The sequence below is a fragment of the Methylobacterium sp. WL6 genome, assembly GCF_008040095.1.
In the GTDB taxonomy this organism is placed as follows: domain Bacteria; phylum Pseudomonadota; class Alphaproteobacteria; order Rhizobiales; family Beijerinckiaceae; genus Methylobacterium.
The window spans coordinates 19,239-41,806 of the sequence record NZ_VRVH01000012.1; the positions used below are offsets into that span (position 1 = coordinate 19,239).

Consider the following 22,568-nt stretch of genomic DNA (forward strand, 5'->3'; position numbering starts at 1 on the left):
AGAGGCCGGCTCAGTTTCAAGCCCACCGGGAAGGCGCTCCGGCCAAGGACAGAGTTAGGCCCCCTTGGAGCCGCGCTCCTCAGCCAGCATCAGCTCGATTAAATCTTCGGGGCTTACGGGCTTCATCGACGCGTCGTGAACGGTCACTCTCCAGCCCTGCCGCATGAGCCGATCTCGTTGTTCCACCGCGATCCAAGCCGCCGAGCACCGCACAACCTTCCGCTCCACATATCGAGAAGCGTGGACATAGTAGGTGAGCCGCATTGTGCCTGCCTTAGGCAACGAGCACGCCAATAAAAAGGCGCGCCGAGTGGAGGCACGCCAAGCTAGGCTTTGTTTGACCTTCGGGGGAAAGCCAAACTCTCGTTACCACAAAGCTCGGCTGTGTCGGCTCAAAAGCGCAGCATGGAGTAGCAAGGCTGCCTAGCCGGGCGGGTCGTATCGCCCGAGCATGACGAGGGCATCCCAAAGCTCGAAGGCTCGCCCGTTCGCCATCGCGCGGGCCATCAGCAAAGCCTCATTGTCGGATGCAGCATCGACCTCCGAGATCGAGAAGCCAAGGCCAGGGGCGTTGAAGAGGATCACGCGGTAGCTAGGGATCCAAGAGACACTATAGCCTGGGCTAGCCCCCGCTGCGTCATCCGCCATGTTGCGCTCTGCCTCATGGGCGAGAGCACAGGCCCCCGGTCATCGGCGCCCAATCAGCGTGCCGACAATGCGCTCTTTTAACAAATGATATTGCCAGAGCTATCAAAAAATCGAGGCAGCTCGGATGCTCATCGCCCTACCGCAGCAGCCAAAGCCCCGTGTAGGTGAGCGCTGCCGAGTAGACGGCGCGACCGTCCTCATCGGTCACCAGAACCGTCACGGCCCGGTGCTCGCCGCCCTTTGGAACTTCATCCCTCGCGACGGTCGGAAGCAGCTTCTTGGCCTCCATGGCAACGGATTGCAGGTCGGTGCACTCAACGCCGACATCGTCTCGAGTATAGCTGCCATCTTGGATGTCGAAGAAGTAACGCGGCACGGGCACCTCCAGGCGCCGAGCACCTAAGCTACCCGAAACCGCTCGCGCATTAACCTAGGTCAGAAACGAACGCAGCGGTCATGCGCTAATGTACCATGGTGCTCAGGTACTTAGAGGGCCAGCCATGCACCCCCTGGAAGCCAACGCGTTGCGGACGACACGCGCCCTTATTGATCGGTCCAAAACACATCGAGCCGAGCTTGCCACGACTCTTGAGGCGACCCGTCTCTTGATCCAAGCTTCACAGGATCTCGTCACGCGCCTTCAGGCGAAATGTGATCAGCTTCCCGGCGTTCGCCGCTGAGCGGACCGCATTCGCCGTGGGCATGAGTATGTAGAGCACGGTTTTGGCCGCCATCGCGCGAGAACCCTGCAAGGTCAGTCCAGGCCATCCTCAAGCGGGACGGTCTCGCTGAACGGTACCGTGAGCACGTGGGTGCCGGCTTCGTCGGTGACCTCGAACGAGCACACCATCCAGTCGCGGATCATCGTCAGCCTGTCCCGCGCGATCATCTTGCGAGCCTCGGACAGGGCGTGGTCGCGGGCAGCTGCCACGTCGGGCAGCTCATCGCCCTCTTCATCGATCGCCAGCCCTGATGGACCTTCGCGGTGCCGGACGCTGAAGAAGAACCGGGGCATCAACTGCTCTCGATCAGTCGCGCATACTCACGCTCGGGCAGGCCGTAGCCCTCGTCAACAACCGCCTCCAGGGCTGCGCGGTTCAGGATCGTGATGCGACCTCGCCGCGCACGGATCAGGCCGTGCCCCTCCAGGGCCTGCACCGCCAGGGTCGTGCTGCTGCGCTGCGCGCCCAGCATCGTGGACAGGAACTCGTGTGTGAGTGCGAGGTCATCGCCGTCCAGCCGGTCGTGGCACATCAGCAGCCAGCGGGCGAGGCGCACGTCGATGTTGTAGGCGGCGTTGGCGAAGGCGGTCTGCGCCGTCTGCAGCATCAGAGTTTGGGCGTAGTGTAGCAACAGCTTGCGCAGCAACGGGCTCGCGTCGATCGCCTGATCCAGATCCGCGGCGTTGATCGCCAGCATTTCACCCGCGTTCTGGACGAAGTGATGAAGCGGCGTCCGATCGACGCCCATAAGCACTGGCGCGCCCCCGACGAGACCCTCGCGACCGATCAGCCCGACCTCGACCTTGCCGGAGCCCGCGCTGACGATCGAGGCGAAACCGCTCTCCGGGAAGAACAGCGTTTGGATCGGCTTATCGGGCGTGATGAGCGTCTGGCGCAGCTCAGTGGTGACGAGCTTCAGGTGCGGCTGGAGCCGCGCGAAATCGTCGGCAGGCAGGGCCTTCAGCAGACGGTTTTGGACGGTGGATTGCTGAGGCCGGGACACCACGCTCTCGCTCCCAGGGAGGGCAAGAGCACGCGCTGTCTCCTAACCGCCTACGCCCAGAATGACCGGCAGGCGACACGCCAAGTAAGCGAATGGGTTCCGATAGGTCAACTGTCAAGAACCAGACATAAACAAATGTGAAACACGGCATTGCGCAGTGTCGGCTATCACACCGAAGGTTGCGCATCTCTATCCGGTGTTATGGCCCAAGGTTTATAAACCAGTTGCGGGGCCCACGCGATCGGCAAGTGGCTCTGCAGTGCCGTGAACGGGAGCTATGCATGGATCCGATGAGTCAGCAGGCGTCTGTGCTGCTCGCGGAACCTGACGCGATCGTTGCCATGGACCTCAGCGACGCTTTGGAGACGGCAGGCTACCGGGTGCTCGGCCCCTGCGCGACGACGGCGGACGCCCTGCAGACCCTTGAGCGCGAGCAGCCGACCTTGGTCGTCCTCGACGTAAAACTGCGGGACGGCCCCTGCACTCCCCTGACGCGCGAGCTGCATCAGCTCCAGATCCCCTTCCTGATCCACACCGGCGTCTCCCGCGACAACCCCGTAGCTACCAGCTTCCGCAACGCGCCCTGGCTGATCAAGCCGGCTTTACCAGAGGATGTGGTCGCCCTGGTGGACGAGTTGGCCCTGTGCGGTGCTGCATCCTTCAGCACTCAAGCGCCCCCGCCGCCTTGGCCGGCCGAAGCTGCGGAAGACAAGGGCAATCCGCTGGTGCGCAAGCTGGAGGGCTTCGCGTCCTTGTCGGAGGCCGATAAGGCGGTGCTGAAGCAGATCAGCGTCCCCTCGCAGGCCGTCCCGTTGCGGGCCGATCTCGTCCGGGAGGGCGAGGCACCGAAGGGCGTGTTCCTGATCCTGGAAGGCATGGCCTGCCGTCACAAGGTGCGAGCGAACGGCGCCCGCCAGATCACTGCCTACCTGGTGCCCGGCGACCTCTGCGACCTGGACGTAGCGTTGCTCGACACGATGGACCATTCGATCACGACGCTTTCGGCCTGCCGCGTGGTCCGCATCGCGCCGGAGACGATTGCCGAGGTGATGGAGAACCATCCTCAGATCGCCCGCGCGCTGCGGATGACCACGTTGGTGGACGAGGCGACGCTGCGCGAGTGGCTGGTGAACGTCGGCTGCCGCTCGGCGCTGGAGCGGGTCGCGCACTTGTTCTGCGAGCTTCAGGTTCGGCTGGCGGCGGTAGGCCTGGCCGAGGACAAAAGCTACGACCTGCCACTGACGCAAGAGGCCCTCGCCGACACCACCGGCCTGTCGAGCGTGCACCTCAACCGCACACTTCAGGAACTCCGCCGGCAGGGGCTAATCAAACTTCAACGCCGCCGACTGACGATCCTCGACCTTCCCCGCCTCAAGGCATTGGCCGAGTTCAAGGCCAACTACCTGCATCTGGGAGAGCGTGCTGCGGCATGAACCTTCATCTCCAGGCTGTGCAGGTCGCCACGGGAAGCGACGACCAGGAGAGCCGACTCGTCTTCGCCGACGGGTTCCTTGCCGCGGTGCTGGTGCAGCTGTCCGAGCAGCACGGCGAGGACGCAGGCAAGTGGTTCCTGGAGGCTGGCTTCGGCCGCATCGATGATTATCGACCGCCGATCTTTGCCGACCTTGATGCGGCGCAGGCCTGGATCGAGGCCCGCCTTGCCGGCATTGGCGAAAGCGCTCCGTAGCGCCGACCTTGCCCCCCTGTCGACAGGCCAGGCCCAGCCTCACCAAGGCAGGCTGCAAACGGACATTCCCAACTTCTGCAACGTGTCGATAGCAACCTGAACGACATGTCGGGGATCCGACCGTTTTTCGGACGAGCGAAGTGCGCTTCGTGAGGCAGCTGCCGGGTTGCTGCTTCCTGTCGGGATTGCGTGTCTAGAAATCTAACGTCGAGATAACGGTCGAAGGCGACCCTGACATGCCGCTGAGGTTGACCGCCTTGTGTAGGAGGTCTCCTCACCCAACATCTGCACTGGGCGGCCGGTAGCTGTCCTCCGTGTCCCACTGAAGGGGTGCAGTCGTCATGAAGCGCTTGTTCGTTGTCGCCGCTATGGGCCTCTCCGCAATCACCCTGAGCACGGGGGCGGAGGCGAGGGGCTGCATCAAGGGCGCCATCCTCGGTGGGATCGCCGGGCACTACGCGGGCCACGGCGTCCTAGGAGCTATCGGCGGATGCGCCGTCGGCCGCCACCTCGCCAATGAGCAGGCCACGCGTCAGGCGCAGCAGCCGGTGCCCCAGCAGGGGCGCTAACCTGCCCTACGAAGCGAGGCGCGTCGACCGGACCCGCCATGCGTCTCGCTCCTCCCGCGCCTCAGCTAGCTCGGCTTGCAAGCCCTCTACAAGGACTTGCAGCTCGCCGGCGTCGACCGCCATCTCAATGAGCTGATCCTGCGCCTCCGTGAGTTGAAGGCGCGGCTCGGCGTTTTCTAGGGCGAGTTCGAGAAAAGCTAGGTCTTGGGCAGTCCCGCTTTCCCTCATTCTGCATCAGGTGCGCTGATCGCGTTGGCCGTTGGTCTACCGCCAGCTGAATAGGTGTGATCCATCAGGTCCTCGGCGCTTGCCCGCGGCGCCCGGTAGGCCAGCACGTAGTAGCCGGGATCCGGATCGCCGGCCGGGGTCGCGACCGCCGTGAGGCTGGTCTGCCGCAGATTCTGACGCCCCGGCAGGCGGACGAGTGCCGCGAAAGGGTTGAAGCGCTCCGCCTCGGCAGCCGTCACCCGCATGGCGACGTAGCGGTCGCCCGCGAGTGGAACCGCGAACGGTGCCCAAGTGGCGCGGATGCCGTGGCCGTGCGTCCGCAGAGCGGCCAGCACCCGCGGCTTGATGCAGTCGAGATGAATGTGGAGCTGGTCCTGGCTCCGGCCTTGCGCCCAGTTCACCGCCAGGCCGACCTCCGCGACTGGTATGCGGCCCTTGGGCGGGTCCGATACGAATCGCCGGGCAGCGAGGGCGGCGCGCCAGTAGGCGGTCCCCCTTTCGCCCCGCAGCACAAGCGCTTCCAGTCCCACGACCGTATCCGTTGGCATGACAACGACGTGGGTCGGTTGGCCCGGTGCGCGAAGCACTGCCGTCCCCGGGCGATCCTTGTCGCCGAGATCTACGTCGAGGCAGGGGAAGGTCCGGTTGGCGACCGACTTGGCGAGGACGCACGTCTTGAGGGCGGCCCAGAGCACGTCCCGGCTTGCATCTCCTGCGGCTCGCGCAGGCGCCGACAGGGTGGTCAAGAGGATCGGGAGGGGCACGATCCGGCGCATGGTGTCCTTTGCGATCCGTCTGCCCCGGCTAGAGCGACGTGTCGCCACGACCGAACGTCTCATGGACGATCCACCGACCGGCCGCAAAAAAAACGGCGCACACGGCTCAATCGCGTTAGGTCCGCACCGTGCTTCCCCGGTGCAACCCCGCCCTATGCCGAGGAAGCACCGAATTTGTAAGCGGTTATAAAACACTGTTAAATATAGGAAATTAGTGAGCGCGTTGGGGTTCGAACCCAAGACCTACAGATTAAAAGGAAGTAGCTGTCGAACTCAGCGGATCCCTTGTACATCAAGCCCTTAGTGCATAAACCGTTGTCTGGCATGGTTTTTCTTGTGGCTATCTCCTGACAGGGATAGCCACCGATCGCCACAAAATACCTTTCCAAGTGCGGACACGGTACGGACATGGCGAGCACTGCGAAACGGATTACGGAGACCCTCGCGAAAGGTGCCCCTCGACCGGCCTCTAGTTACGTCATCATCTACGACACCGAGTTGAAGGGCTTCGGTCTGCGCGTCACCGCTGCGGGTGCTCGGGCCTTCGTACTGAACTACCGGGCGGGCGGCATCGAGCGACGCCTTACCATCGGGCGCTATCCCGAATGGTCCTCCGCTGCCGCTCGCAAGCACGCCGAGGGACTGAAGCGTCGGATCGACGTCGGCGACGACCCGATGGCGAAACGGCACGAGGATCGAGCGGCTCTTACCGTTCGGGAGTTGTGCGTCCTTTACGAGACCCGTCATCTCCCCGGCAAAAGCCCCGCCTCGCGACGGGACGATATGGCGATCATCCGCAAGATCGTTCTACCTCGCCTCGGCAGCCTCAAGGCGGCCAGCGTTCGGTACGCTGACATCGAGGATCTGCACCGAATCGTATCTCAAGAGACCCCCTACCGCGCGAACCGTGTCGTCGCGCTTTTGTCGAAGCTGTTCACTCTCGCGATCAGGTGGGAGGTGATCACGACCAATCCCGCTAAGGGTGTCCAGAGAAACCCGGAGCAGGCGCGCCAACGGTACCTGTCCGAGGATGAACTACGACGGCTGCTCGATCTCCTCGTCGACCATCCGAACCGAACGGCCGCCGACGCGGTGCTTCTCCTGCTCCTTACCGGGGCGAGGCGGATGGAGGTGCTGTCGGCCACCTGGGATCAATTCGATCTGATTGAAGGCGTGTGGACGAAACCGTCGGCGAGCACAAAGCAGCGGCGTTTGCATCGAGTTCCCCTGTCAGGCTCCGCCATTGAACTCCTGGAGAAGCGCAAGAGAAATGCGCCGGGCGCCTCGGCGGTTTTCCCAGGGCGCGACGGCGAGACCGCCATCACCGACATCAAGAAATTTTGGGCATCGCTATGTCGGGCCGCCGAGATCGATGGCGTGCGCCTCCACGATCTCCGTCACACGTTTGCGTCGACCCTTGTGTCGGACGGGGCCAACCTTCCGCTCATCGGAACGCTGTTGGGGCACACCCAAGCGCAGACGACCATGCGGTACGCGCACTTGTTCGATCATCCGCAGCGGGCTGCCGTCGAGCGCCTCGGCAGCAGCATCATGGCATTGCAACGCAAGGGCTCACGCTAGACAACCTCATCGGAACTGCGCTCAGATATCAATACACATGTATTATGCAATTAATTGCACAGTCATGAGTGCGTATTTGTGCGGTCTTGAGAATAGTTGGGTCATCCTGTTGACAGCGCGTGTCCCCTCCCCCATTTCAGATCCGCGTCATTGATCCAGCGGGTGGCTGCAGATCGAGCAACTAAGCTCGAAGCAATCCTATCCCCGCAGATCGGCCAAGGAGGGCAGGACGTCGACGGTGTATTCCGTCGGGCTGTCCTCCGTGGCCAAGCCCGACGGCCAATTAATTTGGCATCTTGGGGTGATCGTTATGGCGCATACAGCAAACCCTCAGCGGCGAGACCTGTTCGCGGAACTGGTGGACCGAACCGCGGCCGCCGAGCTACTTGGCGTGTCTCCACGTACGCTCGACCGGTGGCATCTCCTACGCGAGGGGCCCCCGCGGATCCTCGTTGGTCGTCAGGTCCGATACCGCGTGAGTGCTCTAGAAGCGTGGCTCCTAGCTCACGAAACTACATCAATCCTTTGAAGCGCCCTTTCGCGGTATCGGAGTGCAAGGAGGCGCTGAGACGGAATGCCCATAAAGATCGTCCACAAAGGCTCCTCTAACAAGAACCAAACCGGGGCGGAAAGCAGCTTTCTACCCGCAAAGCCGATAGGGGAGGCAGCCACCACCATAACGGTATCACCTCCGTTCATCGATAAGATCAGCATCGTAGTGAAGCCGGCCAACGACGCTGATGCCGAGAACATACACAAGGCCCTATGGACGGCATTCCTGGACAAAGCTGATTTCCAGCTCGCGTCCGCTCAGGCAACCAACGGCTACCACGCGGCACGTCTCATCAATATCAAGAGCACTCCTGCTCGGCCACTCATTCAATATCGACGAAGTGAACCCGGGAAAGCTGAGCGGATCCGTTTGGAGTTTAATCCGAGGAAGTTGGGGGGCGAAGGGCTAACGGAACTGGCAGCCTGGATGGATAGCATCCTGCCGGACGGCTGGGAGTACGTCGTCACCAACGGGCATGTCACGCGCATCGACATCGCCGTCGATGTTGTCGGGGTTCGGGTCGAGAATTTTCTGTGCCTGCCAAAGCAAGGCATCACGAGCACGGTGTGGGGTGTGAATGGCCAAGTGCAGACAATCACCCTTGGTAAGAAGGGTGATCAGACGTCGATCTACAATGTCAAAGCTAAGCGCCTGAACAAAAAGCAGGGCTGGTCGGGAAAGACGAAGATCCGCGTTGAACGCCGGCTCAAAAACCCAACATTTTATGGTTTTTCGAAGCTCTCAGAGCTCGCAAATCCCTTCTCAGGCCTTGTAATGACGTTCGCTCTTCCGCCTCCCGCCGCCGACATGAAATTTTGGGAGTGGCGTATCTTCGGCGACAGCGTACAGGTCCGAGGGCTTGCTGCTGCCCTTGCCCTTCTACCCAAAGAGCGGAGGGCGAAATACCGAGCTCACCTGAAGCTGTATGCACAATCCTGGTGGAACCCCGAAGCTCTATGGGAAGGCTGGTCGAAGATCGTGGGAGCCTCACGGCTGACCGAATTTAAGCCTTGAAGGGAACCGTTCAGTGCTCACACCGCAGAAACGCTTCCTGTCTTGCGCAATTAATTGCACTAAGGTCGTTGCTGGCTTCTCACGCGGATTAAGCCAGGGACCGAACGAACAGACTGATTGCCTCGTGCCATGCCAAGGGTTGGTGCAGAAGCTGAACAACATCCACGGTCTTGCCGTCCGCGCCTAGAACCCGCGGCACGGATTTGTCCGATCGACGGACCGAGCCCGATGCGAGGGAAGCGAGTTGATCGAGGTAGCGATCCCCGACGTCCGCTCGTCCGAGCTTCACGGCCGTGTTCCAGGCGTCACCGAACGAGCCCCGGCCGTCGGTGTCGATGTAGCCCAGCGAGCCAACCGTGTCGGGGCCGGCCTGCCATCGCAGAACGACCGAGCGCCGGTACTCGGGGATCACCCCGATTTCGGATAAGCCATCCATGAAGGGGTGAAGTTGGGCCGCGAGCCCAGGCCGCCGCTGCTCCAGCACCTCGTAGAACTCGGGCTCAGACGCCGTGTAGGGCTTGGGAGGAGATCCCTTCGCCGCCGAGACCATGCGGGCGGGAGCCTGGATCTGCACGCCGGCCTCTGGCGTGAACAGCACGATGCCGCGTTCGACCAGCAGTGTCCGAAGCGGAATGCGCGGGACAACAAGGAGCCCGTCACCGACCTTCCAAACCGAGAGGTCGACGAGCGCCAAGCCGACGTGCAGGCCCGCATGGAGTTGGAGGTGGTTCGTGAGGGCTTCGACGCCTTCTTGGATGCCGTCGCCGATGATCAGGACGAGAAACCGGCTCTGACGCAACCTCCGCTCGACCGCGTCGATAAAAGACGCTTCGTCCAGATCGGAGCTGTCCCGGACGACATCAAAGAGACAACAATCGGGACAGCCTGTGGCCTTCCTCACCGCGGCTTCAAGATCGGCGTAGTGCCACCCGCCGATGGCCCTGGCGTAGTCGAGGGCCTGGGCGATCACCTCGCGTCGCGCCTCCGGGTTTCGGAACAGCTTGGCCTCCCCCAGGACGATGCCACCATTCGGGGTCAGCCAGAGGTTGTCGAGAAAGCCTGCGGGGGTCGGCAATTCTCGGCACACCGAGATCAGGGGCGAGAACGCCGGCTCGATTTCCGTGATGGGGATGATCTCGGGATGCCGATGGATCAGGTCCTGGATGAAAGCCTCGCGCTTCGTCCCGCTATCAGCGTCCTGTCCCAGCACGATCCGTTGGAGGGGCTGAACGGGGAGACCATCCTGGATCAGGGTCGGAACAGCATGCCGTGACGATGGTGGCACTGATGACGTGCTCCGCGCGGCCGAGATGTCCGGCAAGGGCATACGGCGCCCAACCCGACCGTACGTTTATGACTGATAGTCTATGGCCGCAAGCGCGGGCGTTCCGTCCATGGCCTCATGGATGTGCGGGTCCGCGTCGGCCTGAATTTGCAGAACGCCCGGCGGCAGCGTGGCCTGTCGCAGGAGGAGCTTGCCCATCTAGCGTCCGTCCATCAGACCTACCTGAGCGGGGTCGAGCGCGGGAAGCGCAATCCAACCATCGTCGTCCTCGACCGGATTGCGACGGTCCTCGACATGGACATCGAGCAACTCGTTCAGCGCCGGAAGCCCGACAAGGCAGGCAGATAGCTACACGAGGTTGACGAGCCTTTTTGAGCCAATGAAGCAAGGCATCACTTTCGATGACGTGTGCAATTAATTGCACGATGTCGTTCGATGGGATGACGTTCGTAGGGTTTGCTCGATCCAACAAGTTTCGATTTGAGGGAGCATCGCCGAAGGTTGTACGACCGTGCGCTGAAGCCGGGCGCCGCAAGCGCCCACGAATGCATTCCCCTCGTCACCGGTCGATGCACGATCGGGCTCAAAAAGTTCGAACGATAACGTCCTAGTAGGGGTTCGGCAGCCAGACTTGGACAGGATGTTCGCGGCGACATCGACACGGGTCGAGAGAGTAAAGTTCATTCGTTTTTATGAATAAGATCGAGCGCGGCGCGTACCAAAGATCGAAACTTCTCGGACTCTTGGAGGGCTTTCGCGGTCTCGTCCAACAGGCGGGCTTCGCATGCGATCTCGGGTGCGTGCGCTTCGGCGAGTGCAAAGGCGAGTTCGGCCGTTCTTCTTTTCACGCGGTTCGCTCCGCTCAATGCGCGCGACGTTTGTGCCTGGGACAGGCCAATCGCCCGGCCGAACTCGGTCTGACTGACTCCGAGTGCATTGCGGAGTCGTCGGAGGAAAAGCGGGTCCAATCCGCGCCCCTTGTTTCATTCACTATTCTGCATAACAATCATCTTAGGTGATCCGCAAGCTTGCTTTGCAGAACGGATCGCCGGAGTTTGGAAGCGGGAACAAGTCGACCCCCCCCTGCGCCAAGGCGGTCGTTCGATGTTCCAGTGCGTCTGTCGGCGGAGGGCAGATCGATGATCGCAGTCAACGTTGCCGTAGGCCCCAGAATGATGCTGCAGAGCGGGGCTTGGTTCGATTTCCTGGATCCCGAAAGCAGCGCTTTTACCATTGAGGACATTGCCGCGGGCCTGTCCAAGACCTGTCGCTATGCGGGCCAGTGCAGCGCCTTCTTCTCGGTCGCCGAGCACAGCCTGCTGGTGAGCGAGGTCGCACATCAGCACGCCTACGCAGCCCTCATGCACGACGCCGCGGAAGCCTTCATCGGCGACGTCACGCGCCCGCTGAAGCAGCTTCTACCGGATTTCAAACGAATCGAGGCTCGGGTCGAACGGGCCATCTTTGAGCGCTTCGACGTTCCGATGCCCATGCCCAAGGACGTGAAGCTGGCGGATCTGCGCGTGTTGGCCGCCGAGCAGATGCAAATCATGCCTCCCGAGACCTCGCGCTGGGCCTCCTATGACCGCGTGGAGGTGGCGCAGATCCGCGTCCGGCATCTTCCGCCCGAAGAGGCGCGCGAGGCTTTTTTAGCCCGCTTCCACGAGCTGACCCCTACGGTATTCCGCCGTCATGTTCGCGTCGCCTGAGCGGCGCGTTCGAGACCGGTAGCCGAATAGTGGGTGAACGACGAATTGCTTATGTCACAACAGGATGAATCTTCGACGATCCGAAAGGACCGTTCGCTTGACCGGTTGGCGGAAACAGGCAACGTCGCCCAGTTCGTCAGCTTCTCGCCGGCTGCTGGCCGGGTGCGGCAGGAATACAGCCGGATCGCCGGGCATACGCCGAACGACCCATTCCTGTCGGAACGCCTCGCGCTGGAGACGCTCTTGAGGCTCAGCCCCGAGGCCTCGATTAATCTGCGGAGCTTCAGTCCAGACAACCCGCGAAGCCGCGAATTTATTTACGGGATTACCAACGTAGAGGACGCGGTCTCGGCGCTAGGACGTCTTCTGGGCGAGGGTGTCTTCGTCATCGCCAACGAGACTGTGGATGTCCGTGATGGCGGCGTCTCCGGCGTGGCCCAGGGAGGTGTGCTCGAATTCTCGCCCGATGATACGCCGCGATGCGTCGAGAAGGACGGCGTCGCGTCCCTTCCTCTCCACCTCGGTCTGGCGATGCTGGAGACGGTCTACGGCTTCCGGCCGGACCTCGGCGACACGCATGGAGCCAGGCTTGAGTTCAGCGTCCACCCAAGGCCGCGCGGCTGGCGCCAGAAGCACACGCTGCTGTGGGAGTACGAGCAGATCGGCCCCGAGGTGCATGTTCCAGGCCTGACTTGGCCAAATAACTTCAGCCGGCATATCGGCGACAAGGCCTACGGTTTGCTGATGGCGTCCCTTGTCGGGCTGTCCACGCCCTCGACCACAGTTATCAGCCGTCGGATCGCCCCCTTCGGTTTCGGATCGCTGACCGGAAGTCGGGAGGTATGGACGCGCACCTGCCCGCGCGAACCGGAGCCAGGACTCTACACAACGGTAAAGGGCTGGATCGACCCATTTGCGCTTCTTGCTAAAGAAGATGCCACCGGCTCCGCGATCTCCTCCGTCCTTAGCCAGGCTGCGGTGCCCGCGCGCTACTCGGGTGCCGCCATTGTAATGGCAGACGGCGGACTTGCCGTCGAAGGGCGTCAGGGCGAAGGCGACCTGTTCATGCTGGGGGTCAATGCGCCGGAACTCCTTCCGGCCTTCGTGATCGAGGACGTCCGCGCATCGCACCGACGCTTGCAAGATGCGCTCGGACCGGTTCGGTTCGAATGGGTTCACGACGGCAATAAGGTTTGGATTGTCCAGCTCCACCTAGGTGCGACCGGAAGCACCGCCAGGGTACTGGTGCCCGGTGACCCCGAAAAATGGGTCCGGTTCGAGGCGCTGGACGGATTGGAGAAGCTGCGTGCCGCATTGCGCAAGCTGCCGGAAGATACCGGCCTCGCGCTTGTTGGAAACGTCGGTCTCACCAGTCACGTCGCCGATGTGGTCCGGAAGGCCGGCCGGCCTGCACGGATCGTCGTTGGCTAAACCCTCTGCCCGCAATCGTCAGGGCCCGTCGTCGGGCGATGAGCCCGGCCGTCGCCAGAGCTCGGTCGGTACCGTCTGCTCGACTCGATGAACTGCGACGACGTGGTTCGCGATGTTCGGCGCACCGCCGGTGACAACGAGCTCAACGACGGCGTTCGCCTTTCCTCTTTTTGCCTTCCATTCGGCAAACGGGTACTCCGCGATGGGCAAGAACGTGCTGCGACCGCGTTTGACCGGATTCCAGATTGTCGACCCACTGTTGATCGGACTGAGCAGGATCGAATCCTTGTACTCGTTAACGAGGCTGGCGGTTTCGATGGTAAGGACGAGCTGGGGATCGTTGCGGTACGCCCGAGCACCGAGCAGACGCCGGAGGCGCTTCTGGGACAGCCAGAAGAAGCAATTATCGTTTAGGGTCCGGTACCAGTCTTCAGGCGTCAGACCGTCGAGCAGGCATTTTTCCAACGCGCCATCCGACATCGGCTTCTGATCGCGCACGGTCGCTCCTGGAAGCCCGTCGGAGACGATCGGAATCGACTGGGGTCGACGGGTCGATTCAATCACCCGTCGAGCCTCGCCCTCGTAGCCGTAGAGGTCCAGCAACGCGCTCGTGCTGAGCAGGCCATGCTGGCGTATTGACGGCCAACTACCGTCCGTCGCCATGTGCCAAAGCCGCGGATGAATGGAGACGAGTTCCTCGAACGTCATCGCCAATTCCTACGATCGATGATGCCGCGGGGTTCGAACCGCGTCGAAACGAGCGATACCGGCGCGTTGGTTACACGCTCCACGCCCTCGATGAAGGCTCGCGTCTCCTCGGTCAGGTCCTCGAACCTGCGGGCCTTGCGATTCTCGATGCTGAGGTAGTCCGAGAAACTCAGAGCGATGTCGGTCGCACCGTTGAGGACGGCGGCGTGTCGCACCTGTTCCCAGTCGAACTCGGCAATACGGCGAGGATTATGCGAGATCGTGCCCGTCTCCGTCCCCCTGATCTCAGCTTCCGGAATTCCCGAGCGTTCCGAAATCCTCTCGTAGCTCGTCTCCCGCGAGATAGGGCCCGACGGCCCTCCGACGCGTATCGGATAGGTCCGTGTTACCATGATCACCTTCCGAACGCGGCCCGGTGCGATGCCCGCATCCGCGAGACATCCTGCGACGGTCGTGTCGCGCGACGTGACGTGCGGCCAGGAACCATGATGCAGGCTCAGCTCCGTCCCCTGCGTGCCTTCCAGGAACACCTTCCGGCCACGTGCGAAAGCGTCTTCCAGTAGGGGGGCAGTCGGACGGACGAAATCCTTGAGCTCGTTGGCCCCCTCGGCCAGGCGAACGGCGATGCCCAGGGGTTTGTCATCGAACCGACCAAGGATCTTCCTGGCGGTGGCGGCACCGACGCCCTGCTTAGTCGAGCCGATCCGATCCCCGCGTCCCGACTCGTATTCGCGATCGCCCTCCTCGATGATCATGGCCTGCGGATCGATCGAGAGCCGCTCGGGCGTAAGGCCGCGCTCGGCGATCTCATTGAGGATCTGGGGAACGTAGAGCGTCGCACCGGCGCCAATAACGATCTTGGAGTTCGGATTTGCCGCCGTGCCGGAGGGAAGCTGAATGTATGTGATCCGTTCCGGCAGAACCGCCTTGTGCCCTGCGTTCGGGCCGCCTACGCGGACTAGCAGGTCGTAGCCAGGTGCGAGGTAGCTGCATACGTGGCCCTTTCCTTCGCTGCCGTACTCGCCTCCGACGACGACGTCGACGAGCCGTTCGACCTCGAGCGGGTAGAACCCGAGACCGGCAACCGCCTGGGCGACCACAGAATCGAGCTCGCAGCAGCTGGCATCGACGACGCGATCGGCCACGGACTTCAACGACTGGATCCCGCGCTCCGTCGCGCTCTCCTTCACTTGGTCGTAATTCTCGAACTCGCGGAGCGGGCTCGGTCGATCGGCGTAGCGCTGGCGCAAGACCGTATCATCGGCGTCGATGAAGACGTGCCATACGCGCCACCGGGCACCGAAGGTCCGGCGAAGGTGATCGATCTGCTTCTTGATCCGAACCGCATCGACGATCACGAGCTGGTTGGGATCGTCCGACAGGACCTTGGCAAGGTCATCCGAGACCCACGCCCCGCCGGTAGCCTGATCGATATCTTCGCCCGCGTCCTGAAGTGTCTTCCGATCTTCTGCTGCCCCACGCCTGCGCAGCATTTCTTGGGTTGAATGGGTCTGGGCGGCGAAGCGCTCTTCGAGGAACCGGGTGAAACACGTCTTCCCGACACCAACTGGGCCGGACAATGCCAACATCACTCGCATGCCCGTGGCTCCCTCAAGCATCGTGTTTCGGATAGTGCGATCCCGACCGGACGTGGGTGTCCGGTTTGGCGTACCGCGATCGCTAATTAACGTTCCTCAGGTGGAAGGAGCGAGCGCAGATAAATTTGCATTATGAGTACGACCTGTCCAGGTTACCAGCACAATGGAATGGAGTCCGTGTATCGTTGCCGCGCTGGAAGGTGTGGCGGTAACGACGGTGACGGATCGGCATCGCCGTTCGGGGCCGCCTTCGACGGAACGACAGCTCCAGGCACGGTGTGGGACGCGGACGCTGGTTCGAGGTCGGGTCTAAGAAGCAAACGACACTTGGCGACATTCCTTATCGAATGGGCAGGACGCTTGATCAGGTCGGCAATGGTGGAACCTGCTGATCCTGCCCGAGATTTTTGATTGTGCATGGAAAATAAATTGCAAAGCGATGGCAACAAGTTAGTCTCAATCTAGGGATCGGATGTCCCGGTTCTCCCTGCCTCGCATGGAGAGCCTGTGTGACCCTTGTTATCCATCCTCAGCTGACATCAGCATGCACTGACAGCGCCGAGCCGGTCCGGCCGCTTGCAATAGATCACTGGCTGGCGAGCAGCCTTCTGCAGAAGGCTATCCGCCGTGGTGATGCCGACCTTGCCGCTCGTGCAGCGATCACCCTCCACGATGCCCGTGGCGCCACAATCTGGCGGCGCTTCATGGTAATCGCCTTCGAGGACGTCGGGGCAGGATGCGTCGAGGCCGTGGGTGATGCGGTCACTCTCGGGACCGACAAGGACGCGCGGACGGCGGCCGGGAGTGAAGAGCGGGTCGCGGTCTGGCTCGCGCGGCGTCTTGCCCATGCACCGAAAGATCGCTCGTCCGATTACCTCATCTGCTCGGCGAGGAACCACGTCAGCCTACAGGAGGCGCGCGAACTCACCGGGAGCCGCAGTGTTGCCGACCGCCTCGCGATGGTCCTTGACCCAGCACTCCCTCTGCCGGTTCGAGCCACTGCCGCGTGGTACGCCTCCGGGATCGAGTGGACCGGTGAAAAGCGCGTCGGACGGGGGGATCTGCCAGGTTTGATCGATGCCTTCCGGATGCTCGGCGTGCCGGATCGTTTCGCGTCGGCAACCCGCCTTGCCGCACTGAAGACCCGTGAGCCGATCACCCTGATGGTGCCGCTGATCTGGTTGGCGGCTTTTGGGGGCGAGTACCCGGACGTTGATGAGGATCTGTGCCCATCACCCCGGATGCTGGGGGAGATCCCATCCTACGCCTTCGACAAGCACACCCGCATCGGCAAGCGCGCCATCACCCTCTTGAGCCGCGAGAACGAGGCCGTGCGGAACTGCCTGGAGCAACACGTCCCCGAGTTTCGGCATCGCGAGACGACCTGGGTCGCAGCCTTCTATGCCGATGCGACGCCGATTGGCCGCCGCCTGGTTTGGGATCAGTCGCGGTCGCTGGAAACGCTTGGCATGGAGAACGACCTCATGCGCGAGGGCGTCCCGCAGGCTGGCGTCCTTCCGCTAGTCGAAGCCGTCAGGGCCAATCTTGACCACCTGAACGAGATCCGCCAGCGCCTGTTCGATGCGTCACGTCCGAATGGTGGGGCTCGCTGATGCGCAGCCCTCTGACCTTTAGCGATTACTGTGCAATTAATTGCGCGGCAGGGCCCGATCATACCCTGCCGTCGGACGTTGTAGAACTGCTCAGCCAGAGCTTGGCGCCCAACACGCAGCGCGCCTACCTCTCGGATCTCAGGCACTTCGAGGCATGGGGCGGTGAGCTGCCTGCGACCCCGTCCACGATGGCCGCCTATCTCGCCGATCATGCTGGGACGCTAAAGGTTTCGACCCTGATGCGGCGGGTCACCGGGATCGGAAAGGCGCATGAAGCTCGCGGCCACCCAAACCCCGTTCGCTCGGAACTGGTGAGGGCGACGTTGAAAGGGATACGGCGCACCCGAGGTTCTGCGCGGCGTGAAGCGCGTCCCCTGCTGAGGGAGGAGCTTGGTGCCATCGTCGACGGGCTTGGCCCAGGGCTTCAGGAACGGCGTGACCGCGCCTTGCTGCTGATCGGATTTGCGGGCGGCTTCCGGCGCTCGGAGTTGGTGGGGCTCGACCACAGCGACATCGAGACCGTCCGTGAGGGCCTAATCGTGACCCTACGCCGATCCAAGACGGACCAGTTCGGTGAGGGACGCAAAGTCGGTATCCCGCATGGTCGCACCCGATGGTGTCCGGTTTCAGCACTGGAGGCCTGGTTGTCGGATGCCTGCATCGACAGCGGGCCACTTCTCCGCTCCGTCACACGACATGGTCGGGTTGGCTCGCAACGCCTATCCGGCGAGGCTGTCTCGATCATCGTCCAGGCACGCGCGGCCGCGGCTGGGTTCGACCCACAGGGCTACTCCGGGCACAGCCTGCGGGCGGGCTTGGCGACAAGTGCGACACGAGCAGGCGTTCCGTCCTGGCGTATTAGAGCGCAGACAGGACACGCGTCTGACGCCATGCTCAGCAGATACATCCGCTTCGGCGAGCTATTCACGGAGAATGCCGCTGCCGCTCTCCTTTAACCGAAAAGAAAATTATATGGTGACGAAATTTCAATGGAAAAATAACAAACTAACTGATTCTGCTATGGCCAAGCTAGAAGGCGGCATCGGAGGATTAATCGAAGAATCACTATTCCATGATGGCCCAACTTGCATCAGGTGCAGCCGTCTCACTAGAATCGGGGGAAACATAAAGGTCGAATAATGGATCACCAGCCCGGAAAAAATCTCCTGACCTCCCGTGCAACACTATAGACCAATCGCAAAAGTGGCCCTTTAAAAATTCACCTAACGCAACCTGATCGAGCCGCTGAAGGCGACCTGAGCAACGTGATACCGTCCTTGTCATTTTGAGTTTTCGAAGTGCTAATGTCGGGTCAGACCACAATGCGCTGGCGTCAGTAAATGATACGCCATGAGCCATCAGGAGTTTAAAGAAAGGTGCTCGTAAGGTGTCGTCGGCGAAGGCCCTTAAAACATCTCCGTAAACTTCCGAAATATTTTTAGAAAATAATTCGCCAACCAAACGCGCCGTAAAGTCTGCAACTAGGCGCTGCTGGTAAGAAACTCCGCGATAATCGAATACCGATTTTATATCGCGTAGACAGACAACAGCCTCAGCAACCTCAGCAGCAGCCCCAAGGGTCGACCCATCTGGATGGTGCGCGCCAGTAATCGTCGCAAATGCTAACTGACGATCGACCGATATTATCCGGCAAATGTTACCAGCGGTTCGTTCTGCAGCATTCCTACTGTCGAAGAATGCTCCTTCACCCCATCGGGTATCGAGTTGCATCAAGTCAACCGGGCAGGCAAGCATTTTGCTGGCAATGCTGGCAACAATGAGAGGCTCACTTTCGATGGTATTGGTCAAGCTGCGAAGGGAATAAAGCCTGTCGTCAGCCGGATTGAAGTTGTCCGATGTTGCTACGTAACACACGCCTATTTCCTCAAGCAGCGAAATTGTCTCACTGCCTGCCTCCGGTAAACGAAAGCCGGGTATTGTGGAGAGTTTGTCGCGCGTGCCTCCCGTGTGCCCGAGGGCTCGTGCGATAAGAAACGGGGACTTAAGGTCAATGTTATAGAGCTCTCGCAAGTGCAAGAGGACAACTGGCATCATTAGCGCAATTTTTTCAGATAAGGCTCCAGTTGGATAGCGCCGTAAAAAGCGACCACCAACGTCAGAGCGGTAGTCGTATCGGTCGCCGCTGAACGCCATTGCTTTTGTTAGAGCGTGAGTTGCATCTTCATTGAGGCCAGATACGGCCACGCTCATTAGCCACGCACCTAGGACAATATCATCGACAGCGCCTGACGCCACGTCGCGGGCAAACCCAGTCCAATCTACCCCCGCGTGTGAGTAAGTGCTACAGAAGTTTGTGATCGAGGCCAGTGACCTCCCAACTTTGCGGGTGCGCTGATTTATAGTGTCAACTAATACGGATGGAAGTTGTAACGTCCCTCTTTTGTCGCCGAGGAAAACCGAGGCTGCTCCAACCTGGGCGTCATGCCAGCTTTCAAAGTTTTCGCCGGATGTGTAAGGTAAAATATTAGACCCAAGTCTAAGCGATCTCAGCACCTGGATCGGATTAGGCGAAGATTCTGACATTGACAATTTCTGCTTGGGTTGTGGAAATTGTGTTTTCAGCGTTCCGGGCAACTTCGATAAAACTTGGCTCGTCGCACGGAAGCGAAACCATATCGTTCAAATGATAAAACGCTGCCGAAGAAATCTTATCCAGTTCCATGATCGTCGGGCGCTTGCCGCCATAGGCGCAAACGTAAAAGTGTCCAATCCAGGCCTCGTTCCCAAAATAGAATTTTGAGGTCAGACAGTGGCGCAAGTGTCGCTTCGCTACTTTAATGCCAAGTTCCTCGTAAAGCTCTCTGACAGCAGCTGCCTTTGGCGTTTCCGCCGGCTCGACTTTGCCACCTGGAAAGCAATAATTTGAAACATGAGTGTGCTGCTGGCAAATCACCAGCATTTGTCCGTCTTGATTGACAACAATGACGCGCGCGAAACTTCTGGTCATTCGGCCAACGGCTTCTTAAGGATATCGGCAAGACGGGCAGCAGAGTCTGCAACGGTCGACCAATTGTTATCAAAAATAATGAGCGTCGCCTTACTGTCTTCGCAGTAGCGCTCTGCCGCATTGCGAAAAAGTTGTGTCGTGTGATAGGAGTCTAAGAGGTTAATAAGTCGATCCAGTTGACGGCCACGCTTGCCTAACATTTTCTCCCAGTCCGTTTTTTTTACGTCGAAGAACACCACAATTTCCGCGTCCGGGAGTGTCTCATAATCAATTTTCGCGGTTTCATAAAAGTTTTCAAAGTACTTGTCGGCGGTGGGGATTAACCACTCCATTCCCGGCTTGCCTAAGTAGTGCACGCAGAGCTTGTCATAGAAGGTGTCAAGAAACACGACATCGCCGTCATCTGCGATTTTGCGGGCGTCAATGAGGTTGGGCACCCGCTGGGAGCGGAACCAGTGCAGCGCACCAATCAACCCGTAGACGTCCCGTTGCATGACAGCTCGGTCCCAGCCGTTTTCCTCCGGTTCTAAAAAGGAATTGCAACCTAGAAGTTTTGCGGTGGCAGACAGAACCGAAGTCTTGCCGGAACCTGGCAATCCGACCCCGGCGACCAATTTACCCGAATCCCTTTTCACCGACCAAGCTCCTTAGCATTAAGTTCAATTTCGTTCAGGATGACAGTTAATAGAGTGTCCGCAATCGTCGTGAGACCGGCTTCGGTATCAACCTTAACAAAATTGTCTTTGTAACGTTCAGCCAAATTTAAATAACGTTCCCGCACCAGAGTCTTTTGTTCGACCGGGAGATTGTCATATTTATCTTGGATGTCGTCGCGCAGACGGATACGCTCGGCAGCCACCTGCGGGTCGATGTCGAAAAAGAATATCTTGTTGGGCCGTAACGCCTGCAACCAGATGGCTGCGCTGTCGAGTGCAGCCGTAAAAACTTCCATGTCATCTGCGCCCTGATAGGCAGCGGTCGAAAGATGGGATCGATCCATCAAGACATGGCGGCCCTTCAACAAGGCCGGCAAAACAAATTCCTCAAGGGAAGATCGCATTACTGCCAGGTGCAGTAATGCCTCGGTGGCCGGCGTAAGGGAGGATGCGTCATGCCGTGCAATGACCTCAAGTACGTCAATAGCGAGCTTTGATTGTCCCGGGGATTCCACAATAATATGGGCGATACCACTGGCGGTGAGATTCGCGCTAGCAAGGCGGACTTGTGTACTTTTTCCAGAACCATCTATTCCTTCGAAGAGAAATAGGCAGCCGGGAACAAAAGCGCCATTTTCCACTGCCGTGCATTCCCTCCGATTATGCCTAACATGTTTGTTGCGTCGTGTCTGACAGGAGTCAAGGCAGGGCTTCTGGTTCACAAGCTGGAATGGGCGCAAAGCGGGAAAAATGGCGGTGGCACAAACAATGATGTCGATCCGGGGCCGTAACTGCCGCCGGTGGCTATGATAGGTTGAAAGTTGCCGCACTGATTGAGGTCGAGACTCGTTCAACTCCAGAAGGCGATGACGGCGGCGAGTGAGAGGGATGAGGCGTAGTTGCGCGCCAGCGTGTCGTAGCGGGTGGCGATGCAACGGAAGTCCTTGATGCGGTTGAAGATGGCCTCGATGCACCAGCGCTCGTGGTAGCGGCGCTGGTCGTGGCGGCGTTTACGGTCGTGCCTGCCCGGGATGAATGGCGTGATGCTCTTGGCCCACAGGTCGGCGCGCAGCCAATAGGCGTCGTAGCCCTTGTCGGCAGCCAGGCGTCGGAGGCGCCCAGGGCTTCGACCAGTACCGCCGGGGCGCTCGTTACGTCGCTGGCGTTGCCCCGCGTCATCAGGAGGACGCCGAGACGGCCGAAGACGTCGGTAAGAGTGCGGACCTTCGTGGTGTGCCAGCCGCGCGAAGGGCCGATGCCTTGCGCTTTGGGCTCCCTTTGCCGCCATGGGCACAGCGGTGCGCCCTAACATAGGCGCTGTGGAGGGTGACCGCGTCGCCCTCCCAGCCCGCCTGAGCCAGGGCGGCCAGCATCGCCGCCAGAAGCCGCGGCGGGACCAACGGTTGAAGCGGTTGCAGACCGTGGTGGACGGACCATATGGGGCCGGGGCAGTCGCACCAGCGGCTGCCTGCGGTGATCACGTGCAGGATGCCAAAGATGATCTGCCGATCGTCTTTGTGCTCCGACCAGGCTGATTACCGGGCAGGAACGGCGCGATTACCACCCACTGCGCTTCCGAGAGCCAGGACAGGTCCGCCATTGCCGCCTCCGCACTGCAAGCGACGGCTTCAAAATACAAAACCGCAGCCCCTGCAAGATATAGATGCGGTTTTGACCCTCGGGTCGTCTGTCCCTAACTCGCGATAACTCCCTCTTATCAGAGCCCACCAGGAGCTTCAGCAATATGGCCTTCGTGCAATTAATTGCGCAGAGCTCGTGCATTCAATTGCGTTCCCAAGTCGCGATTGGGTGGAAGCGT

General features: G+C 60.6%; 23 protein-coding genes and 1 pseudogene. 10 read left to right on the forward strand and 14 right to left on the reverse strand.

Annotation, left to right across the window (positions count from 1 at the left end; all coding sequences use genetic code 11):
• Positions 1-423: 423 nt before the first annotated feature.
• The 4 genes from FV230_RS29360 to FV230_RS03390 form a co-directional block, all read right to left on the reverse strand.
• Complete coding sequence (locus FV230_RS29360; protein ID WP_187275366.1) at positions 424-585, reverse strand: hypothetical protein; 162 nt, start codon at positions 583-585, stop codon at positions 424-426.
• A 199-nt stretch (positions 586-784) separates the two neighbouring features.
• Positions 785-1,024 carry a hypothetical protein gene (locus tag FV230_RS03380; RefSeq protein ID WP_147841254.1) on the reverse strand — a complete coding sequence of 80 codons (240 nt, stop codon included), beginning with the start codon at positions 1,022-1,024 and terminating at the stop codon, positions 785-787.
• Between the two features lie 378 nt (positions 1,025-1,402).
• Positions 1,403-1,663, reverse strand: a complete 261-nt coding sequence (locus FV230_RS03385) for a hypothetical protein (RefSeq protein WP_147841255.1) — start codon at positions 1,661-1,663, stop codon at positions 1,403-1,405.
• Positions 1,663-2,373 (reverse strand): Crp/Fnr family transcriptional regulator, encoded by a 711-nt coding sequence (locus FV230_RS03390; RefSeq protein ID WP_147841256.1) that lies wholly within the window; start codon positions 2,371-2,373, stop codon positions 1,663-1,665. Before FV230_RS03390 ends, FV230_RS03385 begins: the two co-directional genes overlap by 1 nt.
• A gap of 281 nt (positions 2,374-2,654) precedes the next feature.
• Between FV230_RS03390 and FV230_RS03395 the strand changes: the two genes are divergently transcribed.
• The 3 genes from FV230_RS03395 (at position 2,655) to FV230_RS03405 (ending at position 4,629) form a co-directional block, all read left to right on the forward strand.
• On the forward strand, positions 2,655-3,806 hold the full coding sequence (locus FV230_RS03395) for a helix-turn-helix domain-containing protein (RefSeq protein WP_147841257.1): 1,152 nt from the start codon (positions 2,655-2,657) through the stop codon (positions 3,804-3,806).
• Positions 3,803-4,060 (forward strand): hypothetical protein, encoded by a 258-nt coding sequence (locus tag FV230_RS03400; protein ID WP_147841258.1) that lies wholly within the window; start codon positions 3,803-3,805, stop codon positions 4,058-4,060. Before FV230_RS03395 ends, FV230_RS03400 begins: the two co-directional genes overlap by 4 nt.
• A gap of 341 nt (positions 4,061-4,401) precedes the next feature.
• Positions 4,402-4,629: a hypothetical protein gene (locus FV230_RS03405; protein WP_147841259.1), complete on the forward strand. Its 228-nt coding sequence runs from the start codon at positions 4,402-4,404 to the stop codon at positions 4,627-4,629.
• 224 nt (positions 4,630-4,853) lie between these two features.
• Here the strand turns inward: FV230_RS03405 and FV230_RS03415 are convergent, their stop codons facing one another.
• The gene (locus FV230_RS03415) at positions 4,854-5,633 is read right to left on the reverse strand and encodes a CDP-diacylglycerol diphosphatase (protein WP_147841261.1); all 780 of its coding nucleotides are present in this window, start codon (positions 5,631-5,633) and stop codon (positions 4,854-4,856) included.
• A 408-nt stretch (positions 5,634-6,041) separates the two neighbouring features.
• Here FV230_RS03415 and FV230_RS03420 point away from each other — a divergent pair, with 408 nt between their 5' ends.
• Together FV230_RS03420 and FV230_RS03430 are read left to right on the forward strand one after the other, a co-directional pair.
• A complete protein-coding gene (locus FV230_RS03420) occupies positions 6,042-7,214 on the forward strand; it encodes a site-specific integrase (protein WP_147841262.1) in 1,173 nt (390 codons plus the stop codon).
• Positions 7,215-7,788: 574 nt separating this feature from the next.
• Positions 7,789-8,781 carry a hypothetical protein gene (locus tag FV230_RS03430; protein WP_147841263.1) on the forward strand — a complete coding sequence of 331 codons (993 nt, stop codon included), beginning with the start codon at positions 7,789-7,791 and terminating at the stop codon, positions 8,779-8,781.
• A gap of 88 nt (positions 8,782-8,869) precedes the next feature.
• On the opposite strand, the gene FV230_RS03435 is transcribed toward FV230_RS03430, so the two are convergent.
• Positions 8,870-9,991, reverse strand: coding sequence for a hypothetical protein (locus tag FV230_RS03435; RefSeq protein WP_147841264.1), 1,122 nt, complete (start codon positions 9,989-9,991; stop codon positions 8,870-8,872).
• 192 nt (positions 9,992-10,183) lie between these two features.
• On the opposite strand from FV230_RS03435, the gene FV230_RS03440 reads away from it, so the two are divergent.
• Complete coding sequence (locus FV230_RS03440) at positions 10,184-10,414, forward strand: helix-turn-helix transcriptional regulator (RefSeq protein ID WP_147841265.1); 231 nt, start codon at positions 10,184-10,186, stop codon at positions 10,412-10,414.
• A 332-nt stretch (positions 10,415-10,746) separates the two neighbouring features.
• Here FV230_RS03440 and FV230_RS03445 read toward each other — a convergent pair whose 3' ends face one another.
• A complete protein-coding gene (locus tag FV230_RS03445) occupies positions 10,747-11,034 on the reverse strand; it encodes a helix-turn-helix transcriptional regulator (RefSeq protein ID WP_147841266.1) in 288 nt (95 codons plus the stop codon).
• A gap of 171 nt (positions 11,035-11,205) precedes the next feature.
• Here FV230_RS03445 and FV230_RS03450 point away from each other — a divergent pair, with 171 nt between their 5' ends.
• Positions 11,206-11,775 (forward strand): hypothetical protein, encoded by a 570-nt coding sequence (locus tag FV230_RS03450; RefSeq protein ID WP_147841267.1) that lies wholly within the window; start codon positions 11,206-11,208, stop codon positions 11,773-11,775.
• A 33-nt stretch (positions 11,776-11,808) separates the two neighbouring features.
• Positions 11,809-13,206: a hypothetical protein gene (locus FV230_RS03455; protein WP_246694714.1), complete on the forward strand. Its 1,398-nt coding sequence runs from the start codon at positions 11,809-11,811 to the stop codon at positions 13,204-13,206.
• 18 nt (positions 13,207-13,224) lie between these two features.
• Here FV230_RS03455 and FV230_RS03460 read toward each other — a convergent pair whose 3' ends face one another.
• Positions 13,225-13,914, reverse strand: coding sequence for a hypothetical protein (locus FV230_RS03460; RefSeq protein ID WP_147841268.1), 690 nt, complete (start codon positions 13,912-13,914; stop codon positions 13,225-13,227).
• Entirely contained in the window at positions 13,911-15,533 is a 1,623-nt protein-coding gene (locus FV230_RS03465) for an adenylosuccinate synthetase (RefSeq protein ID WP_246694715.1), read from the reverse strand. The genes FV230_RS03460 and FV230_RS03465 overlap by 4 nt, the downstream gene beginning before the upstream one ends.
• Positions 15,534-16,021: 488 nt before the next feature.
• On the opposite strand from FV230_RS03465, the gene FV230_RS03470 reads away from it, so the two are divergent.
• A complete protein-coding gene (locus FV230_RS03470) occupies positions 16,022-17,125 on the forward strand; it encodes a hypothetical protein (RefSeq protein WP_147841269.1) in 1,104 nt (367 codons plus the stop codon).
• Complete coding sequence (locus tag FV230_RS03475; protein WP_210248611.1) at positions 17,125-18,081, forward strand: site-specific integrase; 957 nt, start codon at positions 17,125-17,127, stop codon at positions 18,079-18,081. Before FV230_RS03470 ends, FV230_RS03475 begins: the two co-directional genes overlap by 1 nt.
• 109 nt (positions 18,082-18,190) lie before the next feature.
• On the opposite strand, the gene FV230_RS03480 is transcribed toward FV230_RS03475, so the two are convergent.
• From FV230_RS03480 to FV230_RS03500, 5 genes and pseudogenes are all read right to left on the reverse strand, one after another.
• Positions 18,191-19,336: a hypothetical protein gene (locus FV230_RS03480; protein WP_246694716.1), complete on the reverse strand. Its 1,146-nt coding sequence runs from the start codon at positions 19,334-19,336 to the stop codon at positions 18,191-18,193.
• A 313-nt stretch (positions 19,337-19,649) separates the two neighbouring features.
• Positions 19,650-20,093 (reverse strand): NUDIX hydrolase, encoded by a 444-nt coding sequence (locus FV230_RS03485; RefSeq protein WP_147841271.1) that lies wholly within the window; start codon positions 20,091-20,093, stop codon positions 19,650-19,652.
• Positions 20,090-20,728, reverse strand: coding sequence for an ATP-binding protein (locus tag FV230_RS03490; protein WP_147841272.1), 639 nt, complete (start codon positions 20,726-20,728; stop codon positions 20,090-20,092). The genes FV230_RS03485 and FV230_RS03490 overlap by 4 nt, the downstream gene beginning before the upstream one ends.
• The gene (gene tmk / locus FV230_RS03495; RefSeq protein WP_187275367.1) at positions 20,725-21,390 is read right to left on the reverse strand and encodes a dTMP kinase; all 666 of its coding nucleotides are present in this window, start codon (positions 21,388-21,390) and stop codon (positions 20,725-20,727) included. Before tmk ends, FV230_RS03490 begins: the two co-directional genes overlap by 4 nt.
• A 209-nt stretch (positions 21,391-21,599) precedes the next feature.
• Positions 21,600-22,349, reverse strand: a pseudogene (locus FV230_RS03500) (IS5 family transposase).
• Positions 22,350-22,568 lie beyond the last annotated feature (219 nt).

Bases quoted from the DNA above. Each gene is read 5' to 3' on its own strand.
- FV230_RS03430 (WP_147841263.1), top strand. From the start codon at position 7,789: ATGCCCATAAAGATCGTCCACAAAGGCTCCTCTAACAAGAACCAAACC.
- FV230_RS03415 (WP_147841261.1), bottom strand. From the start codon at position 5,633: ATGCGCCGGATCGTGCCCCTCCCGATCCTCTTGACCACCCTGTCGGCG.
- FV230_RS03480 (WP_246694716.1), bottom strand. From the start codon at position 19,336: ATGAGCGTGGCCGTATCTGGCCTCAATGAAGATGCAACTCACGCTCTA.
- FV230_RS03450 (WP_147841267.1), top strand. From the start codon at position 11,206: ATGATCGCAGTCAACGTTGCCGTAGGCCCCAGAATGATGCTGCAGAGC.
- FV230_RS03475 (WP_210248611.1), top strand. From the start codon at position 17,125: ATGCGCAGCCCTCTGACCTTTAGCGATTACTGTGCAATTAATTGCGCG.
- FV230_RS03385 (WP_147841255.1), bottom strand. From the start codon at position 1,663: ATGCCCCGGTTCTTCTTCAGCGTCCGGCACCGCGAAGGTCCATCAGGG.
- FV230_RS03420 (WP_147841262.1), top strand. From the start codon at position 6,042: ATGGCGAGCACTGCGAAACGGATTACGGAGACCCTCGCGAAAGGTGCC.
- FV230_RS03485 (WP_147841271.1), bottom strand. From the start codon at position 20,093: ATGACCAGAAGTTTCGCGCGCGTCATTGTTGTCAATCAAGACGGACAA.
- FV230_RS03465 (WP_246694715.1), bottom strand. From the start codon at position 15,533: ATGCTTGAGGGAGCCACGGGCATGCGAGTGATGTTGGCATTGTCCGGC.
- FV230_RS03395 (WP_147841257.1), top strand. From the start codon at position 2,655: ATGGATCCGATGAGTCAGCAGGCGTCTGTGCTGCTCGCGGAACCTGAC.
- FV230_RS03400 (WP_147841258.1), top strand. From the start codon at position 3,803: ATGAACCTTCATCTCCAGGCTGTGCAGGTCGCCACGGGAAGCGACGAC.
- FV230_RS03440 (WP_147841265.1), top strand. From the start codon at position 10,184: ATGGATGTGCGGGTCCGCGTCGGCCTGAATTTGCAGAACGCCCGGCGG.
- FV230_RS03460 (WP_147841268.1), bottom strand. From the start codon at position 13,914: ATGACGTTCGAGGAACTCGTCTCCATTCATCCGCGGCTTTGGCACATG.
- FV230_RS03405 (WP_147841259.1), top strand. From the start codon at position 4,402: ATGAAGCGCTTGTTCGTTGTCGCCGCTATGGGCCTCTCCGCAATCACC.